This window comes from Xanthomonas sp. 4461, from assembly GCF_024806475.1.
In the GTDB taxonomy this organism is placed as follows: Bacteria; Pseudomonadota; Gammaproteobacteria; order Xanthomonadales; family Xanthomonadaceae; genus Xanthomonas; species Xanthomonas arboricola_F.
In genome coordinates this window covers 402,242-422,907 of the sequence record NZ_JANTYV010000004.1, presented here as the reverse complement: position 1 = coordinate 422,907, position 20,666 = coordinate 402,242, and the positions used below count along the sequence as shown (strand labels likewise).

Annotated in this window: 20 protein-coding genes; 10 read left to right on the top strand and 10 right to left on the bottom strand. The window is 66.3% G+C overall.

Annotation, left to right across the window (positions count from 1 at the left end):
* Positions 1 to 155 precede the first annotated feature (155 nt).
* The 4 genes from manD to FHY19_RS16565 form a co-directional block, all read right to left on the bottom strand.
* Positions 156 to 1,415 (bottom strand): D-mannonate dehydratase ManD, encoded by a 1,260-nt coding sequence (gene manD / locus FHY19_RS16580; RefSeq protein WP_259167287.1) that lies wholly within the window; start codon positions 1,413 to 1,415, stop codon positions 156 to 158.
* Between the two features lie 11 nt (positions 1,416 to 1,426).
* Positions 1,427 to 3,391 carry a sialate O-acetylesterase gene (locus FHY19_RS16575; protein ID WP_259167286.1) on the bottom strand — a complete coding sequence of 655 codons (1,965 nt, stop codon included), beginning with the start codon at positions 3,389 to 3,391 and terminating at the stop codon, positions 1,427 to 1,429.
* Positions 3,388 to 5,574, bottom strand: coding sequence for an alpha-glucuronidase family glycosyl hydrolase (locus FHY19_RS16570; protein ID WP_259167365.1), 2,187 nt, complete (start codon positions 5,572 to 5,574; stop codon positions 3,388 to 3,390). Before FHY19_RS16570 ends, FHY19_RS16575 begins: the two co-directional genes overlap by 4 nt.
* A 94-nt stretch (positions 5,575 to 5,668) precedes the next feature.
* On the bottom strand, positions 5,669 to 5,824 hold the full coding sequence (locus FHY19_RS16565) for a hypothetical protein (protein WP_259159922.1): 156 nt from the start codon (positions 5,822 to 5,824) through the stop codon (positions 5,669 to 5,671).
* Here FHY19_RS16565 and FHY19_RS16560 point away from each other — a divergent pair.
* Positions 5,751 to 6,818 carry a LacI family DNA-binding transcriptional regulator gene (locus FHY19_RS16560; protein ID WP_259159920.1) on the top strand — a complete coding sequence of 356 codons (1,068 nt, stop codon included), beginning with the start codon at positions 5,751 to 5,753 and terminating at the stop codon, positions 6,816 to 6,818. The genes FHY19_RS16565 and FHY19_RS16560 overlap by 74 nt on opposite strands.
* Before the next feature lie 216 nt (positions 6,819 to 7,034).
* Here the strand turns inward: FHY19_RS16560 and xylA are convergent, their stop codons facing one another.
* The gene (xylA, locus tag FHY19_RS16555) at positions 7,035 to 8,372 is read right to left on the bottom strand and encodes a xylose isomerase (protein ID WP_259167285.1); all 1,338 of its coding nucleotides are present in this window, start codon (positions 8,370 to 8,372) and stop codon (positions 7,035 to 7,037) included.
* 758 nt (positions 8,373 to 9,130) lie between these two features.
* Here xylA and ttcA point away from each other — a divergent pair.
* The 3 genes from ttcA to FHY19_RS16540 all read left to right on the top strand — a co-directional run bounded on the left by ttcA (position 9,131) and on the right by FHY19_RS16540 (position 12,575).
* Entirely contained in the window at positions 9,131 to 10,054 is a 924-nt protein-coding gene (gene ttcA / locus FHY19_RS16550; RefSeq protein WP_259167283.1) for a tRNA 2-thiocytidine(32) synthetase TtcA, read from the top strand.
* Positions 10,055 to 10,120: 66 nt separating this feature from the next.
* Positions 10,121 to 11,026: a recombination-associated protein RdgC gene (locus FHY19_RS16545; RefSeq protein ID WP_007974628.1), complete on the top strand. Its 906-nt coding sequence runs from the start codon at positions 10,121 to 10,123 to the stop codon at positions 11,024 to 11,026.
* A gap of 763 nt (positions 11,027 to 11,789) precedes the next feature.
* Entirely contained in the window at positions 11,790 to 12,575 is a 786-nt protein-coding gene (locus tag FHY19_RS16540; protein ID WP_259167282.1) for a SprT family zinc-dependent metalloprotease, read from the top strand.
* A gap of 127 nt (positions 12,576 to 12,702) precedes the next feature.
* On the opposite strand, the gene FHY19_RS16535 is transcribed toward FHY19_RS16540, so the two are convergent.
* Genes FHY19_RS16535 through hemH form a run of 3 tightly spaced genes read right to left on the bottom strand, consistent with a single transcriptional unit; the run spans position 12,703 to position 14,854 of the window.
* Positions 12,703 to 12,990, bottom strand: a complete 288-nt coding sequence (locus tag FHY19_RS16535; RefSeq protein ID WP_259167281.1) for a hypothetical protein — start codon at positions 12,988 to 12,990, stop codon at positions 12,703 to 12,705.
* A gap of 35 nt (positions 12,991 to 13,025) precedes the next feature.
* Complete coding sequence (locus FHY19_RS16530; RefSeq protein ID WP_259167280.1) at positions 13,026 to 13,892, bottom strand: alpha/beta hydrolase; 867 nt, start codon at positions 13,890 to 13,892, stop codon at positions 13,026 to 13,028.
* Positions 13,889 to 14,854 carry a ferrochelatase gene (gene hemH, locus FHY19_RS16525; protein WP_259167364.1) on the bottom strand — a complete coding sequence of 322 codons (966 nt, stop codon included), beginning with the start codon at positions 14,852 to 14,854 and terminating at the stop codon, positions 13,889 to 13,891. Before hemH ends, FHY19_RS16530 begins: the two co-directional genes overlap by 4 nt.
* A gap of 152 nt (positions 14,855 to 15,006) precedes the next feature.
* Between hemH and FHY19_RS16520 the strand changes: the two genes are divergently transcribed.
* The 6 genes from FHY19_RS16520 to FHY19_RS16495 all read left to right on the top strand — a co-directional run bounded on the left by FHY19_RS16520 (position 15,007) and on the right by FHY19_RS16495 (position 18,239).
* Positions 15,007 to 15,912, top strand: coding sequence for a YSC84-related protein (locus FHY19_RS16520; protein WP_259167279.1), 906 nt, complete (start codon positions 15,007 to 15,009; stop codon positions 15,910 to 15,912).
* A gap of 72 nt (positions 15,913 to 15,984) precedes the next feature.
* On the top strand, positions 15,985 to 16,212 hold the full coding sequence (tatA, locus tag FHY19_RS16515; protein ID WP_003484969.1) for a Sec-independent protein translocase subunit TatA: 228 nt from the start codon (positions 15,985 to 15,987) through the stop codon (positions 16,210 to 16,212).
* Positions 16,213 to 16,227: 15 nt separating this feature from the next.
* Positions 16,228 to 16,815 (top strand): Sec-independent protein translocase protein TatB, encoded by a 588-nt coding sequence (tatB, locus tag FHY19_RS16510; RefSeq protein ID WP_259167278.1) that lies wholly within the window; start codon positions 16,228 to 16,230, stop codon positions 16,813 to 16,815.
* Positions 16,812 to 17,549 (top strand): twin-arginine translocase subunit TatC, encoded by a 738-nt coding sequence (gene tatC, locus FHY19_RS16505; RefSeq protein ID WP_046964703.1) that lies wholly within the window; start codon positions 16,812 to 16,814, stop codon positions 17,547 to 17,549. Before tatB ends, tatC begins: the two co-directional genes overlap by 4 nt.
* A gap of 5 nt (positions 17,550 to 17,554) precedes the next feature.
* Positions 17,555 to 17,821, top strand: a complete 267-nt coding sequence (locus FHY19_RS16500) for a hypothetical protein (RefSeq protein ID WP_259167277.1) — start codon at positions 17,555 to 17,557, stop codon at positions 17,819 to 17,821.
* 103 nt (positions 17,822 to 17,924) lie between these two features.
* Positions 17,925 to 18,239: a hypothetical protein gene (locus FHY19_RS16495; RefSeq protein ID WP_259167275.1), complete on the top strand. Its 315-nt coding sequence runs from the start codon at positions 17,925 to 17,927 to the stop codon at positions 18,237 to 18,239.
* A gap of 287 nt (positions 18,240 to 18,526) precedes the next feature.
* Here the strand turns inward: FHY19_RS16495 and FHY19_RS16490 are convergent, their stop codons facing one another.
* Positions 18,527 to 19,426, bottom strand: coding sequence for a BPSS1780 family membrane protein (locus FHY19_RS16490; RefSeq protein WP_259157951.1), 900 nt, complete (start codon positions 19,424 to 19,426; stop codon positions 18,527 to 18,529).
* Positions 19,427 to 19,485: 59 nt separating this feature from the next.
* On the bottom strand, positions 19,486 to 20,238 hold the full coding sequence (locus FHY19_RS16485; protein ID WP_259157944.1) for a glutamine amidotransferase: 753 nt from the start codon (positions 20,236 to 20,238) through the stop codon (positions 19,486 to 19,488).
* Positions 20,239 to 20,666 lie beyond the last annotated feature (428 nt).

Sequence of the window (20,666 nt, the reverse complement as noted above, 5' to 3'; positions counted from 1 at the left end):
CATGTAGCGAGCCAGCAGCACAGAAACGCATGTGACACGCAAAAGCAAGCGCTTCGGCGCCGCGTGCGCAGACTGGCCAGGCCAGCATGATCGCCGCACGGCAGTTGTCTGGGGCGCGTTTGCGCCTGGCGTGCCGCCGGTCGTCGCGTGCCGCATCACCAGTCCCACATCGCGCCGTCTTCCAGCCGCGCCACCGGCAATTGTTTGGGCACGTACGGGTACTTCGCCGCCAGCGCTTCGTCGATCTCCACACCATGCCCGGGCGTCTCGCCGCAATGCAGGCGGCCATCGCGGAAGACGTAGTCGTGCGGAAACACCGCATTGGCCTCGTCGGAGTGGAACATGTATTCCTGGATGCCGAAGTTGGGCACCCAGGTGTCGAAGTGCAATGCCGCGCCCATGCACACCGGCGACAGATCGGTGGCGCCGTGGAAGCCGGTGCGCACCTGGTGCAGGGCGGCAAAATCCGCCAATCGCCGCACGTGGGTGATGCCGCCGGCGTGGACAATCGTGGTGCGGATGTAGTCGATCAGTTGCTGCTCGATCAGGTGCTTGCAGTCCCAGATCGAATTGAACACCTCGCCTACCGCCAGCGGCGTCACCGTGTGCTGACGAATGATCTCGAAGGCGCGCTGGTTTTCCGCGGGCGTGGCGTCTTCCAGCCAGAACAGCCGGTAGGGCTCCAGATCGCGGCCCAGGCGCGCGGCCTCGATCGGGGTGAGCCGGTGGTGCGCGTCGTGCAGCAGTTCGATCTCGTCGCCGTGGTCCTTGCGCAGTTGCTCGAACAGCTTGGGCACCACGCCGAGATAGCGCGGCGTGGACCAGACTGTTTCGGTCGGCAGTTCGCTTTCGGCCGGCTCGTACGGCTTTCCGCCACTGGAAATGCCATAGGTCTTCTTGATGCCGGGCACGCCGCATTGCGCGCGGATGGCGATGAAACCCATCTCGCGGAAGCGGCCCACTTCATCGCTGGTTTCGGCGATGTCGCGGCCATTGGCATGGCCGTACACCAGCGCGCCCTCGCGCGAGCGCCCGCCGAGCAGCTGGTACAAGGGCAGCCCGGCCATCTTGCCCAGGATGTCCCACAGCGCTACGTCCACTGCGGCGATGGCGCTCATCGTCACCGGGCCACGGCGCCAGTACGCGCCGCGATAGAAGAACTGCCAGATGTCTTCGATACGCCCGGCATCGCGGCCGATCAGGTTGGGCACCAGATGCTCCTGCAGATACGCCGCCACCGCCAGTTCGCGGCCATTGAGCGTGGCATCGCCCAGCCCGGTGATGCCCGAGCGGGTGCGGATCTTCAGGGTGACGAAGTTGCGGCCAGGGCAGCTGACGATGACGCGCGCCTCGACGATCTCGCGATCGCGGGCCGAGCCTTGCAGCGGAGCAGGGGAGTCGGGGGTCTGTGACATCGTGGTCTCGCTCATGGGGAAGAGGCGGCAGTGACGGGGAGTTCGAACGGGCCGGCCGGCAGGCCGCTGCGGTCGTACAGCGTGCACACCGGGCTGTCGGCCCAGCAGTAGCGCACGCGGGTGGCAGCGATGCCCGAAGGAAGGCGCAGGCTGACATCGCGGCCCTGCAGCGTGGCACTGGTGTAGCGGCAACTGTCGGCTGCCGCAGCGCAGACTTCAAAGCCGATCGGTGCGTCGTTGCCATAGCTCAGCAAAGCCGCATCCACGTCGTCGAAGGCGACGCGGATGGCATCGCCCTCGCGACGCGCGCTACGCGGCACCGGGCCGGAGGGCGCAATCGCCTCGCCATACACCACATGCCGCGCCGCGCGTGCCAGGCGTCGCCCAAGTTCCTGCTTGTTGGCCGGATGGATGTCGTAGCGGTCGCCGATGTCGATGGCCACCGCCAGGCCGGCATGCGCGTCGTCGGCAACGAAGCGGCGCTGCGCCTCGCGTAGCTGCGCCCACCCGCTTTCCACCGGTTGCGTGGGTGGGGCGCCGTAGTTGGCCAGCTGCACCACCAGCAGCGGGAGTTGCGCACCAAAGCGTGCACGCCAGTCGCGCTGCCACGCCTGCAGCAGCGCCGGGTAACGCACCGCATCGACCGCATTGGATTCGCCCTGGTACCACAGCACGCCGCGCAGCCCGAGCTGGCCGAGCGGGGCGATCATGCCGTTGTACAAGGTGGTCAGCCCGGCCGCCGACGACCATGGCGCGCGCGGCGGTGTGCCCAGGCGCGGCGAGACGATCTGGTACTGCCAGGGCGCATCCAGCGGCACGCGGCTGCCATCGGCCAACTGCAGCGCACGCGACGATGCATCGCCCAGCAATCCACCGCGGCGATAGGTATTGAGCACGTTGAGCACGATGCTGTTGCGCCCGGCATGCAGGTGGCCGCGTGGCAGCGTGTAGCGACGCGGCTGATCGGCGCCATAACTGCTGCCCACGCCGCGTCCATTGACCCAGGTCTGGTCCAGTTCGTCCACCGGCCCCAGCAACAGGCTGGCCTCCTGCGCGGCTTGCGCGGCGGTCAGCTCCACGCTGGTGCGGTACCAGACCATGCCATTGAAGCCGACCAGCTGCGGCACGCCCCAGTCGTCCCATGCGCCCAGCGCCGCAGGTGCGGGTTGCCACGCTCCCGGCGCATCCGGCAGCCATGGCGTGCCGTCGCCATGCGCACGCCACCAGGTTTCCCACAGCGTGCCCCAGCGTGGCGCAGCATCGGTCGGGCTGGTGGCATAACGCGCCAGCACGTCCAGCGCCGGACCATCGTCGCCTGCCGCACGCAATGCCTTGTCGCCGATCCAGGCCTGCAGCTGCGAGCCGCCCCACGAAGCGTTGATCAAACCCATCGGCACATCGACGGTCTTCTGCAATTCGCGTGCGAAGTAGTAACACGCTGCAGAAAACTCCTTCACCGTGTCCGGCCTGGTGAGCTGCCACGTCGCCTGCCCACCGAAGCGTGTCTGCGGCGTGGGGCTGGACTGCGCCGGCACCTTGAACATGCGGATGGTGGGATGGTCGGCATCGGCAATCTCGCTGCGCGCATCCAGCGTGCGATGCACCTGCAATTCCATGTTCGACTGGCCCGAACACAGCCACACATCGCCGATCAATACATCGCTCACCTGCTGCGTGGTGCCATCGGGCGTGCTGGCCTGCAAGCGGTACGGGCCGCCGGCCGCGTGTGCAGGCAGGCGTACCTGCCAATGCCCGTCACGGTCTGCGCGTGCCTGCACCTGCTGCGTATGGAGCTGTACGGTGACGCGCGTGCCCGGCGCCGCATCGCCCCAGACCTTGATCGGTGCATCGCGCTGCAGCACCACATGGTCCTGGAAGAGTGCGTGCAGCAAGGGCGCATCGGCGGCCTGCGCAGCATTGGATACCACTGCCGCGGACAGCAGCACCGCCAGGGATGTCGCCACGCGTGCGCTCATTTCGGATTTCCTGGTGCATAAGGAAACTTCAAGGCCTGGTAGTACGCCAGCGGATGCGCGGGCGGTGCCACGCCGGCCGGCAGGCCGCGCCCGGACACGCTTTGAAAATAGGCGATGCTGGCATCGCGCCACCACTGCGCCTCATCCTGCTGGATGGCCAAGAACTCGCTCACCTGCTGGTAACGTGGCGCATCGATCTTGCCCGCCAGGCCCTGCCAGGTTGCGCGCATCGCACGCACCTCGTCCACGCCATGGTCGTAGTGCCAGACCAGCTCTTCCCAGAGTGGCCGTCCGGAGGCCATGCGTCGGTCCCACGGCACATGGTGGAACCACAGCAGATACTGCTCGGGCACGCGCTGCACATCGCCGAATACCCGCGCCACCGGTGCTGCGTATTGCGCCACCGCATTGCTGCCGCTGGCACTGCGATCGAAGCCAATGCCATTGCGATCGGCACGGTGGTAGTACACCGGGTCCCAGTCCGGCCGTTCGCTGCCGGCATCCCACGGCGCCGGCCCGTAGTGATGGCCGCGTCCCATCAGGTGATGCAGCCCGAGCGGGGTCATGTAATCCACGACCGCCTCGCGCGAGCGCAGCATCATGCCGACCACCGGCGTCACCACGGCGTCGTCGTTGGACAAGGTCATGCGCACCCACTCCTGCGCGATGGCCTCCGGCGACAGCGCCGGATTCCACGCCAGCCGCCCGTAGGCGTACCAATTGGCCTGATCGAAGAGCGAGCCGCTCCAGTTGCGATCGGCACCGAGATTGGCCACTCCGGCAATGCCGGTGAGCCGGGCATGCTTGCCGGAGTTGAACAGCGTGCCGTCCACCGTCTTTGCCACGCTCCAGCCCTTGCCGCGCGCATAGGTATCGGCCTGCAGGGTCTCGGCGAACAGGGTGCCCAGATACGCCAGATGCGTGGAAAAGCCCAGATATTCCTTGGTGATCTGAAACTCCGGCATCAACGGCGTCTTGCGCATCGCGCCGAACAACGGATGAAACGGTTCGCGCGGCTGGAAGTCGATCGCACCATTCTTGACCTGCACGATCACGTTGTCGCGAAATGCGCCATCGAGCGGAACAAACTCGCTGTACGCCTGTTTGGCGCGGTCGTCCGGCTGCTCGTGCGAATACACGAAGGCACGCCACATCACCACGCCTCCATGCGGTGCCAGCGCGTCGGCCAGCAGGTTTGCGCCATCGGCATGGGAGCGCCCGTAATCCTGCGGGCCGGGCTGGCCTTCGGAGTTGGCCTTGACCAGGAACCCGCCAAAATCCGGAATGCGCGCGTAGATTTCTTCGGCCTTGGCGCGCCACCAGCGTTGTACCTGTGGATCCAGCGGGTCGGCGGTGCGCAGGCCGCCAATCTCGATCGGTGCACTGAAGCGCGCGCTGAGAAACACGCGGATGCCGTACCGGCGAAACACCGCGGCCAGCGCCGCGGCCTTGTCCAGATACTCCGGCGTCAGGCTCCAGGCCTTGGCGTTGACGTTGTTGAGCACGGTTCCGTTGATGCCCAGCGAGGCGTTGGCGCGTGCATAGTCGGTGTAGCGCGGGTCCAGATAGCCGGGCAGCGTCTGCCAGTTCCACAGCGATGCACCGGCATAGCCGCGCTCCACCACGCCATCCAGGTTGTCCCAATGGTTGAGCATGCGCAGCTGCAATCGCGGCGATTCGCGCACGTTGAGTGCGGTGATCGGCTGGCCGGTCTGCAGCAGGCGCAGGAAATGAAATGCGCCATACAACGCACCGACATCGCTGCCGCCCACGATGGCCGTGGCGCGATGCCCATCCACGCGCACCGTCTGGATCAGATATCCCTCACGACCAAGATCGCCGGTTTTGAGCTGCAATGCGGCAATCACCGGTGCGTTGGCGGCGCCCAGCACGATCGCGCCATCGGCGGTCACCGTGGCAGCGCTCTGCGGGGCATGACCGAGCAGGCCCTGCACCCCGCGCGTCAGCTCATCGCGCGCCGCATGCAGGGTGGGCGAGTCGCCGGCAATCACCAAGCTCCGCGCGCCTGCCTGCAGTTGCGCGGCGTCGCCCACCATGTGGTAGCGCAGCCATAGCTCGTAGCCATCTTCTGCCCGTACCGTTGCGACCGGCAGCAGTGCACCACCCAACACCACCAGCCACATCAGTGCCAACGCACGCACGCATGTGCGATTGCGTCCCATCGGCCATGCGCTCATGCCGTACGCTCCGCTGCGGCAATGGCATCTGTGCGCATCTCCCCGCTCTGTCTGCTTCCCGGTACCATGGCTTGCATGCTCATGCCCGCACCTGCTGCAGGTCTACCGGCAGCAGCACGCGCGCTTGCGCCAACTTTCGCTCGCATTTGAAGAGGCCATGCTTGGAGAAGGTCAGGAAATCGGTCCGCCGCACCAGCCGCGCGACCACCATCGACGAGGTGGCGGCGCTGGCCAAGGTGTCGCCGATGACGGTCTCGCGTGTGGTCAACAACAACGGCAGCGTGCGCGACGCCACCCGCGAGCGCGTGATGCGCGCGGTCGACAAACTCGGTTACACGCCCAATCTGGCCGCAAGCGCCCTGGCCGCTGCGCAGAGTACGCGCATTGCGCTGATCTACAGCGACCCCAGCGGTGCATATCTGCGCGAGCTGTTGCTGGGCGTGCTGCGGGTTGCCTCGCGTACGTCGATCCAGCTGGTGATCGATTGCTGGGACGATCTTGACGCCGATGCCGAACGCCGTGCCGCGCGCAAACTCGCCAAGGGTGTGGCCGGGGTGATCCTGCCGCCGCCGTTGTGCGAATCCCGTGCTGCGGTGCTGGAACTTGTACGTGCCAAGGTGCCGGTGGTGGCGATCGCCTCCAACCATTTCAGTCCCGACGTGGCCTGCGTGCGCATCGACGAATTCGCTGCTGCCAAGGAAATCACCGAGCACCTGATCGCGCAGGGGCATACCCGTATCGGCTACATCGCCGGGCACCCCAATCTGTCGGCCAGCACGCGGCGTTTCGAAGGATTTCAGGCCGCCTTGTCCGACGCCGGTCTGCGCCTGGACAGGCATCTGGTACAACCGGGCGACTACACCTACCGCTCGGGTCTGCTTGCGGCCGAAAAACTGCTTGCACGCAAGCGTCGCCCCAGCGCGATCTTCGCCAGCAACGACGACATGGCCGCCGCGGCCATTTCGGTGGCGCACCGGCGTGGGCTGGATGTGCCGCGCGATCTGTCGGTCGTGGGTTTCGATGACACCTCGGCAGCCACTGCCGTCTGGCCCGAACTCACCACCGTGCAGCAGCCCATCGCCGCCATGGCAGATGCCGCGCTGGACATCTTGTTGAAGACGATTCGCGCCAAGGAGCGCACGTCGAAGATGGTCGATCATGTGGTCGCGCACCTGCTGGTCAAGCGGGATTCGGTAGCCGCACCGATCGCAATCGATCCGGCCGAATAAGAGCGGCTGGCGCACCGCGATGTTGCTGCGGGGTGGGTGCTAGCTGCGTGTTCCTGTCGCACGCATGCGGTGCGGTTGTCGGCGCAGCGATCCCCTGATCGTCACGCCATGTTGTCAGCCATCTCGATACCTCATGCGGTCGCGTGCAGCGCCGTGGCAATGCACGCGGTTGTCATGCGCGCGCGGCGTTACACGACGCGCGTGCGATGACAGGCATCAACGCGTCAGATACTGGTTGATCAGGTTCTCATACGCTTCCTGGCGCCCGCTGACCTGCTTGGGCGCGTTGCCGGCCGCGTAGCTGGCCAGGTCCGCCAGTGTGCTCTTGCCAGCCGCAAACTCCGCACCGGCACCGCTGTCGAAGCTGGCGTAGCGCTCGGCGCGCCAGCTTTCCAGCGGCGAGGAGGTCAGCAGCGCGTTGGCCACTTCCAGGCCGCGTGCGAACGCGTCCATGCCGCCGATATGCGCCAGGAACAGATCCTGCGGGTCGGACGATTCGCGGCGCACCTTGGCATCGAAGTTCAAGCCGCCCGGTGCCAGCCCGCCCTGCCGCAGCACCACCAGCATCGCGCCGACGGTGTCGTACAGGTCGGTCGGGAACTGGTCGGTGTCCCAGCCGTTCTGCGGATTGCCGCGGTTGGCGTCGATGCTGCCCAGCAGGCCGGCATCGGCTGCCACCTGCAGGTCGTGCTCGAAGCTGTGGCCCGAGAGCGTGGCGTGGTTGGCTTCGATGTTGAGCTTGAAGTCCTGGTCCAGGCCGTGCTGGCGCAGGAAGCCGATCACCGTGGCGCTGTCGAAGTCGTACTGGTGCTTCATCGGCTCCATCGGCTTGGGTTCGATCAGGAAATTGCCGGTGAAGCCGATGGCGCGGCCGTAGTCGCGTGCCAGGGTCAAAAAGCGCGCCATGTTGTCCTGTTCGCGCTTCATCTGGGTGTTGTGCAGGCAGGCGTAGCCTTCGCGGCCGCCCCAGAACACGTAATTCTCGCCACCCAACTCGACGGTGGCATCGATCGCGGCCTTGACCTGCACGGCTGCACGCGCCACCACGTTGAAGTCCGGGTTGGTGGATGCGCCGTTCATGTAGCGCGGGTGCGAGAACAGATTGGCGGTGCCCCACAGCAGCTTGATGCCGGTGTCGGCCTGGCGCTGCTTGGCGATGCCGACCATGTGCTTGAGATTCTTTTCGTACTCGCCGATGTCGTCGGCATCCGGCGACAGGTCCACGTCGTGGAAGCAGTAGTACGGCACGCCGAGCTTGGTGAAGAATTCGAATGCGGCATCGGCCTTGGCTTCGGCGCGCCCTAGTGCGGTGTTGCCCGCATCCCACGGATAGGCGCGCGTGCCCGGGCCGAACGGATCGGCGCCATTGCCGCAGAAGCTGTGCCAGTAGGCCACGGCAAAGCGCAGATGCTCGGCCATGGTCTTGTCGCCGATCTGCTTGTTGGCGTCGTAGACCTTGAACGCGAGCGGGTTGTCGGAGTCGCGGCCTTCGAAGCCGATCTTGCCGATGCCGGGGAAGTATTCCTTCGCGCCGATGTAAACGGTGTTGCTCATGGGGTGGACTCCTGCAGAAAGGGGATGTCGTGGGGGAGAGGGATGGCGTCGACACACTGCGGCGCTGGCACGCGCAACGATCGGTGGCGCCGCGTCGCTGCAGCGCATCTATGCATGCGTGTACTGCTACGCAATGCACAGAATGTTAGCGCTACCAAAAAGCCGACTGAAAAAAGCCGCGCCATACAGCGAAGCCGAAGTTGTCATGCCGATCCCAGCTGAAACGGTCCTGCGGACTTTACCCAGCCCGCCGCCGAAAGGCTTGCTGCGCTGCGAGATGCGAGCTGTTGCGTGGCGGCAGGGTGTGGTGATGGCTGGCGGTTGGTGGGTCGGGGCGTACGGCCCTCACCCGCCCTTCGGGCACCCTCTCCCGCGTGCGGGAGAGGGGACCATCAGGAGAGGGGACCATCAGGAGAGGGGACCATCAGGAGAGGGGACCATCAGGAGAGGGGACCATCAGGAGAGGGGACCATCAGGAGAGGGGGCCATCAGGAGAGGGGACCATCAGGAGAGGGGACCATCAGGCGAGGGACCATCAGGCGGGGGGACCATCAGGAGAGGAAACTGCCGGGAAAGGGCTGGGTGGGAAGCGCTCACCCGTAGACGAGGGCTTGCTCCCTTCCCCCGTTCACGGGGGAAGGTGCCCGAAGGGCGGATGGGGGCAGCCACCTCTGGCCTCACGACCGAATCCCAATCCCAATCCCAATCCCAATCCCAATCCCAATCCCAATCCCCCCGGCCGCTACAATGGCCGGCTTATGACCGCTGTCCTGCCGCTGCCGCAACCCCTGGCCGACCCCGCGCCGCGCGACCCGCGCCAGCGGCTGCAGCGTGAGCAGCTGCGCCTGGGCAAGCGCCTGCAGCGCCAGGTGGGCCAGGCGATTGCCGACTTCGGCATGATCGCGGCCGGCGACAAGATCATGGTGTGCCTGTCCGGCGGCAAGGACAGCTACACCTTGCTGGACATGCTGCTGCACCTGCAGCGCAAGGCGCCGGTGCCGTTCACCCTGGTGGCGGTCAATCTGGACCAGAAGCAGCCCGACTTCCCCGCCCACGTCCTGCCCACCTATCTGCGTGGGCTGGACGTGCCGTTCGCCATCGTCGAGCAGGACACCTATTCGGTGGTCAGCCGGGTGATCCCGGCCGGCAAGACCATGTGTTCGTTGTGCTCGCGACTGCGGCGCGGCGCGCTGTATGCCTACGCGCAGGCGCACGGCGTGACCAAGATCGCGCTTGGCCACCATCGCGACGATATCGTGGCGACGTTCTTCATGAACCTGTTCCACCACGCCCGGCTCGCGGCAATGGCGCCCAAGCTGCGCAGCGACGACGGTGCGCATGTGGTGATCCGCCCGTTGGCCTATGTGCGCGAAGCCGACATCGCCGCCTATGCGCAGGCGCGCCAGTTCCCGATCATTCCGTGCAACCTGTGCGGCAGCCAGGAAAACCTGCAGCGCCAGCAGGTCGGCCGGATGCTGCAGCAGTGGGACCGCGAGCAACCCGGGCGGGTCGAGCAGATCGCCCGCGCGCTGGGCGATGTGCGGCCCGAGCAACTGGCCGATCCTGCGTTGTTCGATTTCCTGTCGCTGGGTCGCAATGGCGAGGCCGCACCGCCCGCTCCCGATCCCGACTCCAGCGCCTGGCTCGCCGCCGGCGACGACACCACACACGACAGCGACTGACGCGGCCCTCGCAGCGACGGCAGTCTTCCCACCCTCCACGTTTCCTCCTCCTTTTCGGTCTGACGCATGTTCTTTCGCAATCTCACCCTGTTCCGTTTCCCGACCACGCTGGATTTTTCCGAAATCGACACACTGCTGCCGCAGGTGCAGCTCAAGCCGGTCGGCCCGCTGGAAATGAGCTCGCGCGGTTTCATTTCTCCGTTCGGCCGCGACGAGCAGGAAGTGCTCTCGCATCGTCTGGAAGATTTCCTCTGGCTCACCGTCGGTGGCGAGGACAAGATCCTGCCCGGCGCGGTGGTCAACGACCTGCTCGAGCGCAAGGTCGCCGAAATCGAGGAGAAGGAAGGCCGTCGCCCCGGCGGCAAGGCGCGCAAGCGCCTGAAGGACGACCTGATCCATGAGCTGCTGCCGCGCGCCTTCGTCAAGAGCTCGCGCACCGATGCCATCCTGGACCTGCAGCACGGCTACATCGCCGTCAACAGCTCCAGCCGCAAGAGCGGCGAGAACGTGATGAGCGAGATCCGCGGCGCGCTCGGCAGCTTCCCGGCACTGCCGTTGAATGCCGAAGTCGCACCGCGCGCCATCCTCACCGGCTGGATCGCCGGCGAACCCTTGCCCGAAGGCCTGAGCCTGGGCGAGGAGTGCGAGATGAAGGACCCGATCGAAGGCGGCGCGGTGGTCAAGTGCCAGCATCAGGAACTGCGCGGCGACGAGATCGACAAGCACCTGGAAGCCGGCAAGCAGGTGACCAAGCTGGCGCTGGTGCTGGACGACAATCTGTCGTTCGTGCTCGGCGACGATCTGGTGATCCGCAAGCTCAAGTTCCTCGATGGCGCCCTGGACCAGCTCGAACACAGCGAAGACGACGGCGCGCGCGCCGAACTCGACGCGCGCTTCGCACTGATGAGCGCTGAAATCCGGCGCCTGTTCCTGCTGCTGGAAACCGCGCTGAAGTTGAGCAAGGCGGAGTAATCAGGTTTCGAACTATGGCCTTGTCGAGGCGCGATGCAGGGCTTGACTCACCCGCGGTCTAAATCAACAGCTCGGTGAGTCGAGTGCGCGGCGTCCTCACCGCTTGCGGGACACGCCATGCATCCGTTTGTGGAGTCTCCTTGGTGGCATTCATGCCGCCAAGGGTCCCGCAACCGGCAAGCACACCGCACCGGTCAGTTGGTCGGCTGCTTTCTTGAAAGCGTGTTGTCCGGCTGCGCTGCGCCAGGCAATGAAAAGTTTGCAGCTTGCGTGTCGCAAACCTGTCCACCGCTTGGCATGCAAAGGAGGGGAGTGAAAAGCTGGTCGACGCACAGTGATCCGACCGGCGCAGGTCATGCCCTGTTTGCAAACATGCATACCGACCATCTCGACGGGCCCTTGCCCGCCTCGCCTACCGTCGCGGGACCTTACGCGGCATGGATGTCGCGTAAGAGCCTACAGGGACGTACTTGCGGCGTGTCCTGCGATGGTGGGCGGGCAAGGACCTTGCAGCCAAGTCGCCGATCCGCCGCTCTGCAGCTGTTCCATTCGCGCTATCCAGTACGACGCCCCAAGCACAGAGACTCGGCCGTGCTGGGCGGGCAAGGGCCCTGCAGCCAGGCCGCAGATCTAGCGACGTCGGCTGCGCCCACCTGGCGGTGGGCAGCGTCGTTTGCCAGCCGCTCAAAGAGGTCGCGCCAACATCGAATGCATCAACCGCTTCGTCTCACCACCTGACACATCGCAGCGCTATCCTGTGCCCATGTTCAAGCCCGTCCGCCGCCTGATTGCGCCGCCCTCGCAGGTTGTCGAACGCGACTGCCTGCGCGTGCAGCTGGAAGGGCGCCAGATCGAGGTGCTGCGCGTGCGCGACCCGCGCGCGCGGCGTATCAAACTCAGCGTCGACGAACGCGGCGCGCGGCTCACCTTGCCGCTGCGGGCCAGCCTGATCTCCGGCGAACGGTTCGTGCATGCGCACCTGGACTGGCTGAGCACGCAGCTGTCGCGGTACCAGCAGGTCGATGCATTTCCTGCACTGGAGCGCGGTGTGCCCGGGCTGCTGCCGTTGCGTGGCGTCCTGCTGCCGCTGCACTGGCACGAGGGCCGTTACACGCGCATCGACGTCGACGACGCGGGCGCGCATTTCCACGTGCCGTCCAGGCTGGGCGACGCCGGCCTGCGCCGCACGCTGAAGGAGTTCTACGAAGCGCAGGCACGCGCCGACGTCGGCCGCTGGTTACCCACGTATCTGCCCGGCTTGCCGCGCCCGCCCACGCGTTTGCGGCTCAAGGTGATGTCCTCGCAATGGGGTTCGCTGGCCCCGGACGGCTCGATGGCGCTGGACCTGGCGCTGGTGCTCGGGCGTCCGTCCGCGTTCGAGTACGTGCTGGTGCACGAGCTCTGCCATCTGCTGCAGGCCAATCACTCGCCCGCCTTCTGGGCCGAAGTGGAACAGCGCTTCCCTGCCTGGCGCCACGAGCGCAGCTACTTCCACGAACACGGTCGCCAGCTCAAGGCGCAGCTGCGGCGGCTGCTGCAGGCAGAGTGAGGCCGGCGTCGCTGCGCAAAACCACCGCTGCCGCAGCCTTGCAATCATCCGGATGCGTGTTGAATCCGGCAATGGCTCTCAGCACGACGGTCGCCTCATGCAAATCGCGCGAAAGGGCATCACGTGGTTAGCGCCACGCGTACGACGCGGCCCTGGCAAGTTGCCGGCAGGCCTGCGGTGACAGCCAGGCGAAGTGCGTTGTCAGGGCGCTGTTCGCAGCCGCCGCACCTGCATCCAGCGTAAGTCCCGACGTCCACTGATCGACGTGACACGCCACCGACCACACCTGCTGCAACAACAGGCGATCATCCGCATCCAAGTCCGCGGTCGCGTGCACCGTGTCGAAGAACGTCCACGGCGCATTCCACAGCGCGAAGGATTCAATCGCAGCGACCACCCGCGCGTGATCTGCCATCGCGCTAGCTGATCTGCCCACCAGACGTGCCTGCATCACGCATGTGGCAGCGTCTCCCAAAACCCATCGATCACCGCCGCCACCGCCTGCGGCGCTTCCATATGCACATGGTGGGTGCCCGGCAGCAGATGCAGGCGCGCGTCCGGCACCATGGCCACGCGGTGGTCGCGCAGGGGGGCGGAAAAATACGGCTGCCCCGGCGTGGCGAAGATGGCCTGGGTGGGGCATGCGATGGCCGCCAGCAGCGCGTCGATCTGCGCTTCGGTCATGCGGATGGCGGTGGGCAGGGTCAGGCGCGGGTCGGTGCACCAGCTGTAGCCGCCTTCGACCACGCGCAGGCCGCGTTCCACCAGCAGGCGTGCCGCCGGCTCGGTCAGTTGATTGGCCATCATGCGGGCGCGCACCGGCGCTTCCATCGAGGTGAACACACGCAGCGGCCGCTGCGCCAGGGTACGGGTCGAGCGCACGGAATCGCGCAACCGCTCGGCGGTGCCCTCCACCGGTTCGGCCAACGCCCCCAGCGCTTCGATCACCACCAACGCGGCGATACGCTCCGGCGCGGCGGCGGCCATCAGGCTGGCGACGCCGCCGCCAAGCGAGTGGCCCAGCAGGGTGAAGCGGTCCCAGCCCAATGCATCGGCGACCTGCAGCAGATTGTGGATCGCGCTGCTCAGCGTGTACTCGGCGCCCATCGGCAGCCACGCGCTGTGGCCGTGACCGGGCAGGTCGAGCAGTACCAGATCCAGATCGGGTGCATGCAGATGCGCACTGAGCGGGACAAAGCTGGCTGCGTTATCGAGCCAGCCATGCAATGCCAGCACCCGGCGCGGCCCGCGCTGGGCACTGCGCAAGCCGGTGACACGCCCGATGGCCAGCTCGCACGCAAACGGCTCCAACCTCACGCGCGGCGCGCCAGTGCGGCCAGCGCCTGCGCATGCGGTGGGGCGGCGTTGAGGCAGGGGATGTAACTGAGCGTGGCGCCGCGCTCGGCCAGCGTTTCGGCAAAGCCCAGGGCCACTTCTTCCAGCGTTTCAAGACAATCGGTGGCAAAGCCGGGGCACACCAGATCGAAGCTGCGTACGCCGCCTTCGGCCAACGCCCACAACGTCGGCTCGGCATACGGCTGCAGCCAGCGCTCGGCACCGAAGCGCGACTGGTAGCCCATCTGCCAGTCGTCCGCGCCCAGGCCCAGCGCAGCGACGATCGCCTGCGCGCTGCGCTCGCATTGCTGCGGGTACGGATCGCCGGCGTTGGCCACGCGTTGCGGCAGGCCGTGGAAGGAGAACATCAGCTTCTCGCTGCGCCCGTGCGCCTGCCAGTGCGCGCGGATGGAATCGGCGATCGCCGCCACCCAGCCGGCGTCCTGGCAATAGTCCTGGATCACGCTGACCTCGACCTCCGGTGCGCTGGGCCGCCAGGCATCCACCACGTCCTGGATCGAGGCGGTGGTGGTGGTCGAATACTGCGGATACAGCGGCAACACCACGATGCGCTTGATGCCGCGTGCGCGCAGCCCATCGAGCGTCTTGCGCAGGGCCGGTTCGCCGTAACGCATGGCCCATTCCACCTGCCAGTCGGGCATGACGTCCTTCAGGCCCTCGGCCAGGCGGCGCGTGTACACCGCCAGCGGCGAGCCGTCGGGCAGCCACACCTTGGCGTATTTTTCCGCCGACTTGGGCCCGCGGATCGGCAGGATCACCCCATACAGCAGCGGCTTCCAGAACAGCGGCGGGATCGCCACCACGCGGCGGTCGCTGAGGAACTCGGCCAGGTAGCGGCGCACGGCCGGGGCGGTGGGCGATTCGGGAGTGCCGAGATTGACGACCAGCAGGGCGGTATCGGGGGTGGTGTTCATGCCGACCATTCTGGCAGAGCCGGGCAGCACTGCCGAGGACAGCGTATCGATCGTTCCGATCTGCGGCCTCTTGCCGCCGGCTGCGCTCACCACCGATTCATTGCGCCAGCACTAACGTCGCGGCATTGCTATCTTTGACGGATCGTCCTTTGGAGCTTGTCATGCCTCGTCTGTCGCGTCTGGCCCTGTTGTTGTCGCTGACCTTCGCCGCCGGCCACGCCGTTGCCGGCCCGGAAGAGGATCAGCGCGCGCGTAACGCGGTGCGGGTGCTCAACGAGATCATGAAGATTCCCGAGCAGTCCATTCCGGACAAACTGCTCGACGAAGCGCGCGCCATCGTGGTCATCCCTGACACGCTCAAGGCCGGGCTGGTGATCGGCGGCCGCCGCGGCCACGGCCTGATGTCGATGAAGAATGCCGACGGCAGCTGGTCGCAGCCGGTGTTCGTCAAGCTCACCGGTGGCAGCATCGGCTTCCAGGCCGGCGTGCAGTCCTCCGACGTGGTGCTGGTGTTCCGCAACGACCGCAGCCTGGACAACATCGTCAACGGCAAGTTCACCCTCGGCGCCGATGCCGGCGTGGCCGCCGGCCCGGTCGGACGCAATGCCGCCGCCGCCACCGACGGCCAGCTCAAGGCCGAAATCTGGTCGTGGTCGCGCGCCCGCGGCTTGTTCGCCGGCGTGGCGCTGGATGGCGCGGTGCTGCAGATCGACGATGCCGCCGACCTCAACGCCTACGGCGGCGGCGCCACCCCGCGCATGATCTTCGAAGGCCGTACCAACGAGCGCCCGTCCACCGACGTGATCGCCTTCCGCGACCGTCTCGAAGAAGTCACCTACACCGCGCGTGCCAATCGCACCAGCGATGGCGACAGCGACGAGACAGCCCCCCCCGGGCCGGCGCGCGCGCCAGGCGCGGCCCCTGCAGCGCAATCGGCCCCGCCGCCGCCGGCCAACGAGGCCAGCACGGTGCCGATGCAGCCCAGCACCACGCCGCCCCCGCAGCAGGGGTTCCAGCCGGTGTCCGATGGCGAAATCCGCACCGAATCACTAGACGGCAACCGCTGACCGGCTGTCATCCCCCTGCGCGGTGCGCTGGGGTATCCTGCGTCTTCCTTCTTTTCAGCAAGCGAGCGGATCATGGGCGGTTTCAGCATTTGGCACTGGCTGATCGTGCTGGTGATCGTGCTGCTGGTGTTCGGTACCAAGCGGCTCACCAGTGGTGCCAAGGATCTCGGCAGCGCGGTCAAGGAATTCAAGAAAGGCATGCACGACGACGACAAGCCGGCCGGCAAGCTCGGCGACGACTCCCGGACTGCCGAGCAGGCGCGTGAGGCGCAGGCCGAACGCGACCGCGACGCGCGCTGATCCGGAGCAGCGTCGGTGTTTGACATAGGTGTTGGCGAACTGACGCTGATTGCGATCGTCGCCCTGGTGGTGCTCGGTCCCGAGCGTTTGCCCAAGGCGGCCCGGTTTGCCGGATTGTGGGTGCGCCGTGCGCGCATGCAGTGGGATTCGGTCAAGCAGGAGCTCGAGCGCGAGCTGGAAGCCGAAGAACTCAAGCGCAGCCTGCAGGACGTGCAGGCCTCGCTGCGCGAAGCCGAAGGGCAGCTGCGCAACACCCAGCAGCAGGTCGAAGAAGGTGCGCGCGGCCTGCATGACCAGGCGCGCGGCCTGCACGACGAGATCGGCCGCGATATCGACATCCGCACCAGCGCCACGCCGGTGGCCGCACCGCTGGAGTTGCCTGCCGATGCGCCGGTGGTGCTGGAGCCGGGCAGCGTGCAGCCGCCCGCGCAGGTGCCGGGGCCATCTCCGGTCATTGCCCAGGCACAGCCGATTGCGCCCGCACCGCGGCAGACGCTGGTGCCGGCACCGCACGGCGGCCTGACCTCCACACCGGTGAATGCGCAGGGCAGCACCGTGCCCACACCCGCAGATGGCAGCAGCACCCAGGAGAAGGCGCCTTGAGCCTGTTCGACGACGCACAGGCCGAGAGCAGTCTGATCGAACACCTGGTCGAATTGCGCGCGCGCCTGGTGCGTGCGTTGATCGGCCTGGGCGTGGTGTTGCTGGCGCTGCTGCCGTTTTCGCGTGCGATCTATTCCTGGCTGGCCGCGCCGCTGATCTCGCAGCTCCCGCTGGGGCAGACGATGATCGCGATGAACCCGGCCGGCGCGTTCTTCGCCCCGCTCAAACTCACCTTCTTCGTGGCGGTCTTCGTCAGCGTGCCATGGCTGCTGTATCAGGCCTGGGCGTTCGTGGCGCCAGGCCTGTACCAGCGTGAGAAGAAGCTGGCATTTCCGTTGCTGGCCTCGGCGGTGGCGCTGTTCTACATCGGCTGCGCGTTCGCGTATTTTCTGGTGTTGCCGGCGGTGTTCCACTTCCTCACCACGTTCAAGCCGGACGTGATCGCCATTACCCCGGACGCCAATTCCTATCTGGATTTCGTGCTGGCGATCTTCTTCGCCTTCGGTGCCAGTTTCGAATTGCCGGTCGCGCTGGTGATCCTGGTGCTGCTGGGCTGGGTCAGCCCCAAACAGCTGAGCGAGGGCCGCGGCTACGCCATCGTCGGTATCTTCATCCTGGCCGCCGTGCTCACCCCGCCGGACGTGGTCTCGCAGCTGATGCTGGCCATCCCGATGTGCCTGCTCTATGAGCTGGGCATCATCGCTTCGCGCGCTGTGGGGCCGAAGGAAGGCTAACTGCCATGGAGAGCTCCCAGAAAGCCGATGTGAAAGACATGGCTGTTCTGTGCAGTCTCGCCGAGTTAGCCGACGGCTCATTGAGGGTCATTTTCGATGACGCCCGCAACGACCAGGAGCCTGGCGCATGGGTGTGCGGCAGCCTGTTTACCTTCAAGGACTATCCGGCTGGTCGCCTCAACAACTTGGCGTCCATTCCTGAGGTGGAACTGGCAGACGTTGGTTACAACTTGCTGGCGCGCCTGCTTGCGAGTAACCGGCTTGGCACCTGACAGTTCATTCAAGTCGCCATCGCTTTGTAGGACCTCCACTTCAGGCGCGGAGATTTTCGCGGACTTCATTGTCGCCCCATGATCCGCGTCTATCTTCGCAGTCATGGACAATCCCTATGATCTGCCTTGGCTCATTGTCGGCATTGCGACTGGTGTTTTTTCAGGGTTACTGCGCTCTGTAGCCAGGCTCCGTCTGCTGATTCAGGCGCTTGTACTCGCTCTTGGTACTTTGCTGTGCTGGCGCCTGACGATGCTGTCAGTGGCGTGGGCATATGAGCATCCATTCAACCCCAGCGATGGAGCGGCAAAGGCAGTTGCTTACCTGTTCGGCTGGATCTTTGGCCTTGTATTTTTGATCTTGCCGAGCTTCGTTATTACGCTGTCGGCACGCACGTTTTACATGCGTCGCAAGAGGTGAGCGATCTGGCGCAATGTGTGCAGCGCGATCGCGCGTAGCGATCGTGCAGGTGTATGCAACCGCCTTCGTAGGAGCGCACCCGGGAAAGCTTCATCGCGCCCGGGTGCGCTCCTACAGTACCCGTGGGATCAGATAGCCAGCACGTCGGAGCGGGATGGTGGCAGCGCTCGGTCAAACGGACTGACACCGCGCAGATGGATCGACCTGTGTAGGAGCGCACCCGGGCGCGAGGGGCGTTCCCAGGGAAGCTTCGTCGCGCCCGGGTGCGCTCCTACGGTTTGGCGGGATCAAGCCGCAAACACATCCGGGCGCGAGGGTGGGGTGGGCTGGGCGGTGGCGCCTTCGTGGGTGAACATCTGTTTCCACGCGGCGTAGACCGAGCCGGCGAACACCGGCATCAGCACCGCCATCAACAGCAGCTGCGCCAGCCACATCGCCACCGTTTGCCCTGCCACCAGGCCGACGATCAGCGCCACGATCATCACCGCGAAATAGATCGCGAAGATGGCGATGAAGGCCAGCACGAAGAACACCAGCATCGCCGGCAGGTTGTGCAGGCTGGCACGCAGGCTTTCGCGCAGTGCGTGGCTGCCGGTGCTGCGGTCGAACATCACCTGCGGCGGCATCACGAACAGCGCCAATGTCATTGCCGCAAACGTGGCGATGGTCAGCAGCAGCCACAACAGGATGCGCCCGGCCGGCAGGCTGGCCGCAAGCTGCTCGATCTGCACCGGGTCCGGCTGCGCGCCGGACTGGCTGATCTGGTTGATCTTGAGCATCACCTCGGACAACTGCTGCAGCCCGCTGGCGCCAATCATCGCCAGCAGCAGCACGCCCAGCAGCAGGCCGGCAATCAGTTGCGGCAGCAGCGACACCAGCAAATGCGGCGCACGGCCGTCCTGCAGGCCGTGCAGCAGGTGCGATGGCTTGGCGATGCGGCCCTGGTCGACTTCGCGGATTGCCCACAGCATGCCGCCCATGAACAACGGGCCGGCCAGCACCAGCAGGAACTGCAGCGCCGGGCCCAGCAGCGGCACCAGCACCGACAGCGACACCACCAGCGAGGCGGCCACGCTCCAGATCACCCCCAGCGAGCCAAGCGCCAGCGGCGCCCGCTTCAGCAGCGAGAAACCGGTCAACAGCCATTCTGCGCCAGCGGATGCCGGCACCTTGCGAATTTCGCTCATTCCCATTCCGGATCGATACGCGCGCCGGACCATCCGGCGTGACGCGATTATCGCTGCTTTTACGTGTGCGCGGCGGGATGAGCGTTCACTGTTTGCAGGCCGCGTGCGTGATGCACGAACCGGCGCAGCAGCTTGCGGGCGACCGGGGCTGCGGTGACCTCGCGGGCGACCGTGCGCGCGCAGTGACCGTGGCGGGCAATGCACTCGGCGCGCGCGCGGACATAGCCGCGCATATGGTGGGTGGCGAACTCCGGGTGGAACTGTACGCCCCAGGTGGCCCGGCCCCAACGGAAGGCGTGGCAACGGTCCTGACGCGAATGCGCCAGCACGATGGCGCCGTCCGGCGCGCGCACCACCGTCTGCAGGTGGGTGGCATGGGCCGGGAACTGCGCCGGAAGGCCTGCAAACAACGGGTCCTGCCCGGCCGGCGGGTGCAGCTCCAGCGCGATGGTGCCGGACTCGCGCCCGGCCGGGTTGTAGTCGACCTCGCCGCCCAGCGCGTGGGCCAGCAACTGATGGCCGTAGCAGATGCCCAGCAACGGCTTGCCGTCATGGGCGGCGTCGCGCAGCCACTGCGCGCTGCGCTCGCTCCAGTCGGCGCGGTCGGTGACGAATGCGGCCGAGCCGCTGATGATGATGCCGGCAAAGCGGCCGCGGTCTGGCAGGTCGTCGCCATTGGCGACATCGATCACCACGGTCTCGCGCTCGGCCAGCCCGGCTGCCACACGGATCCAGTGCGGAAAGCGGCCGTATCGCTTCATCTCCGGCACGGGGTGGCCGGTTTCGATGATCAGGAACGGCAAAACGGACATGCGCGAGAACCCGGACACGACAGATGCCCCCGATTGTAGGCGGCAGTGGCGCGTTTTTTTCAAGTCCGGACCCAATGCGAAGGCTGTGCGTGATTGCCGATTGCCATGTGCTGATGCCCTCGCGGCCGGGTAGATGGAATGGCGACGACGGTGGCTGGCGGCCGTCGCACATCACCGATATCGGCAGGCGGGCGCTTGACTGGACGGCAGTAGCGCCCTCAACCCTGCAGCTGGAGCATGCCTGGGGATGCTTGAACGGGAGAGCGACGGGGTGCTGCAACGCGCAGTCCTGGGGTTTGCAGGGCTGCGTGGTCCGGCCGTACCGATGCCGGCAGTCGGCGCGCGACCGGTCTGCCGCAGCACGCTCGCGCTTGCAGTTGTCGGAGCATGCCTTGGGGCGCTCGAACGTGAGACGGACAAAGTGCTGC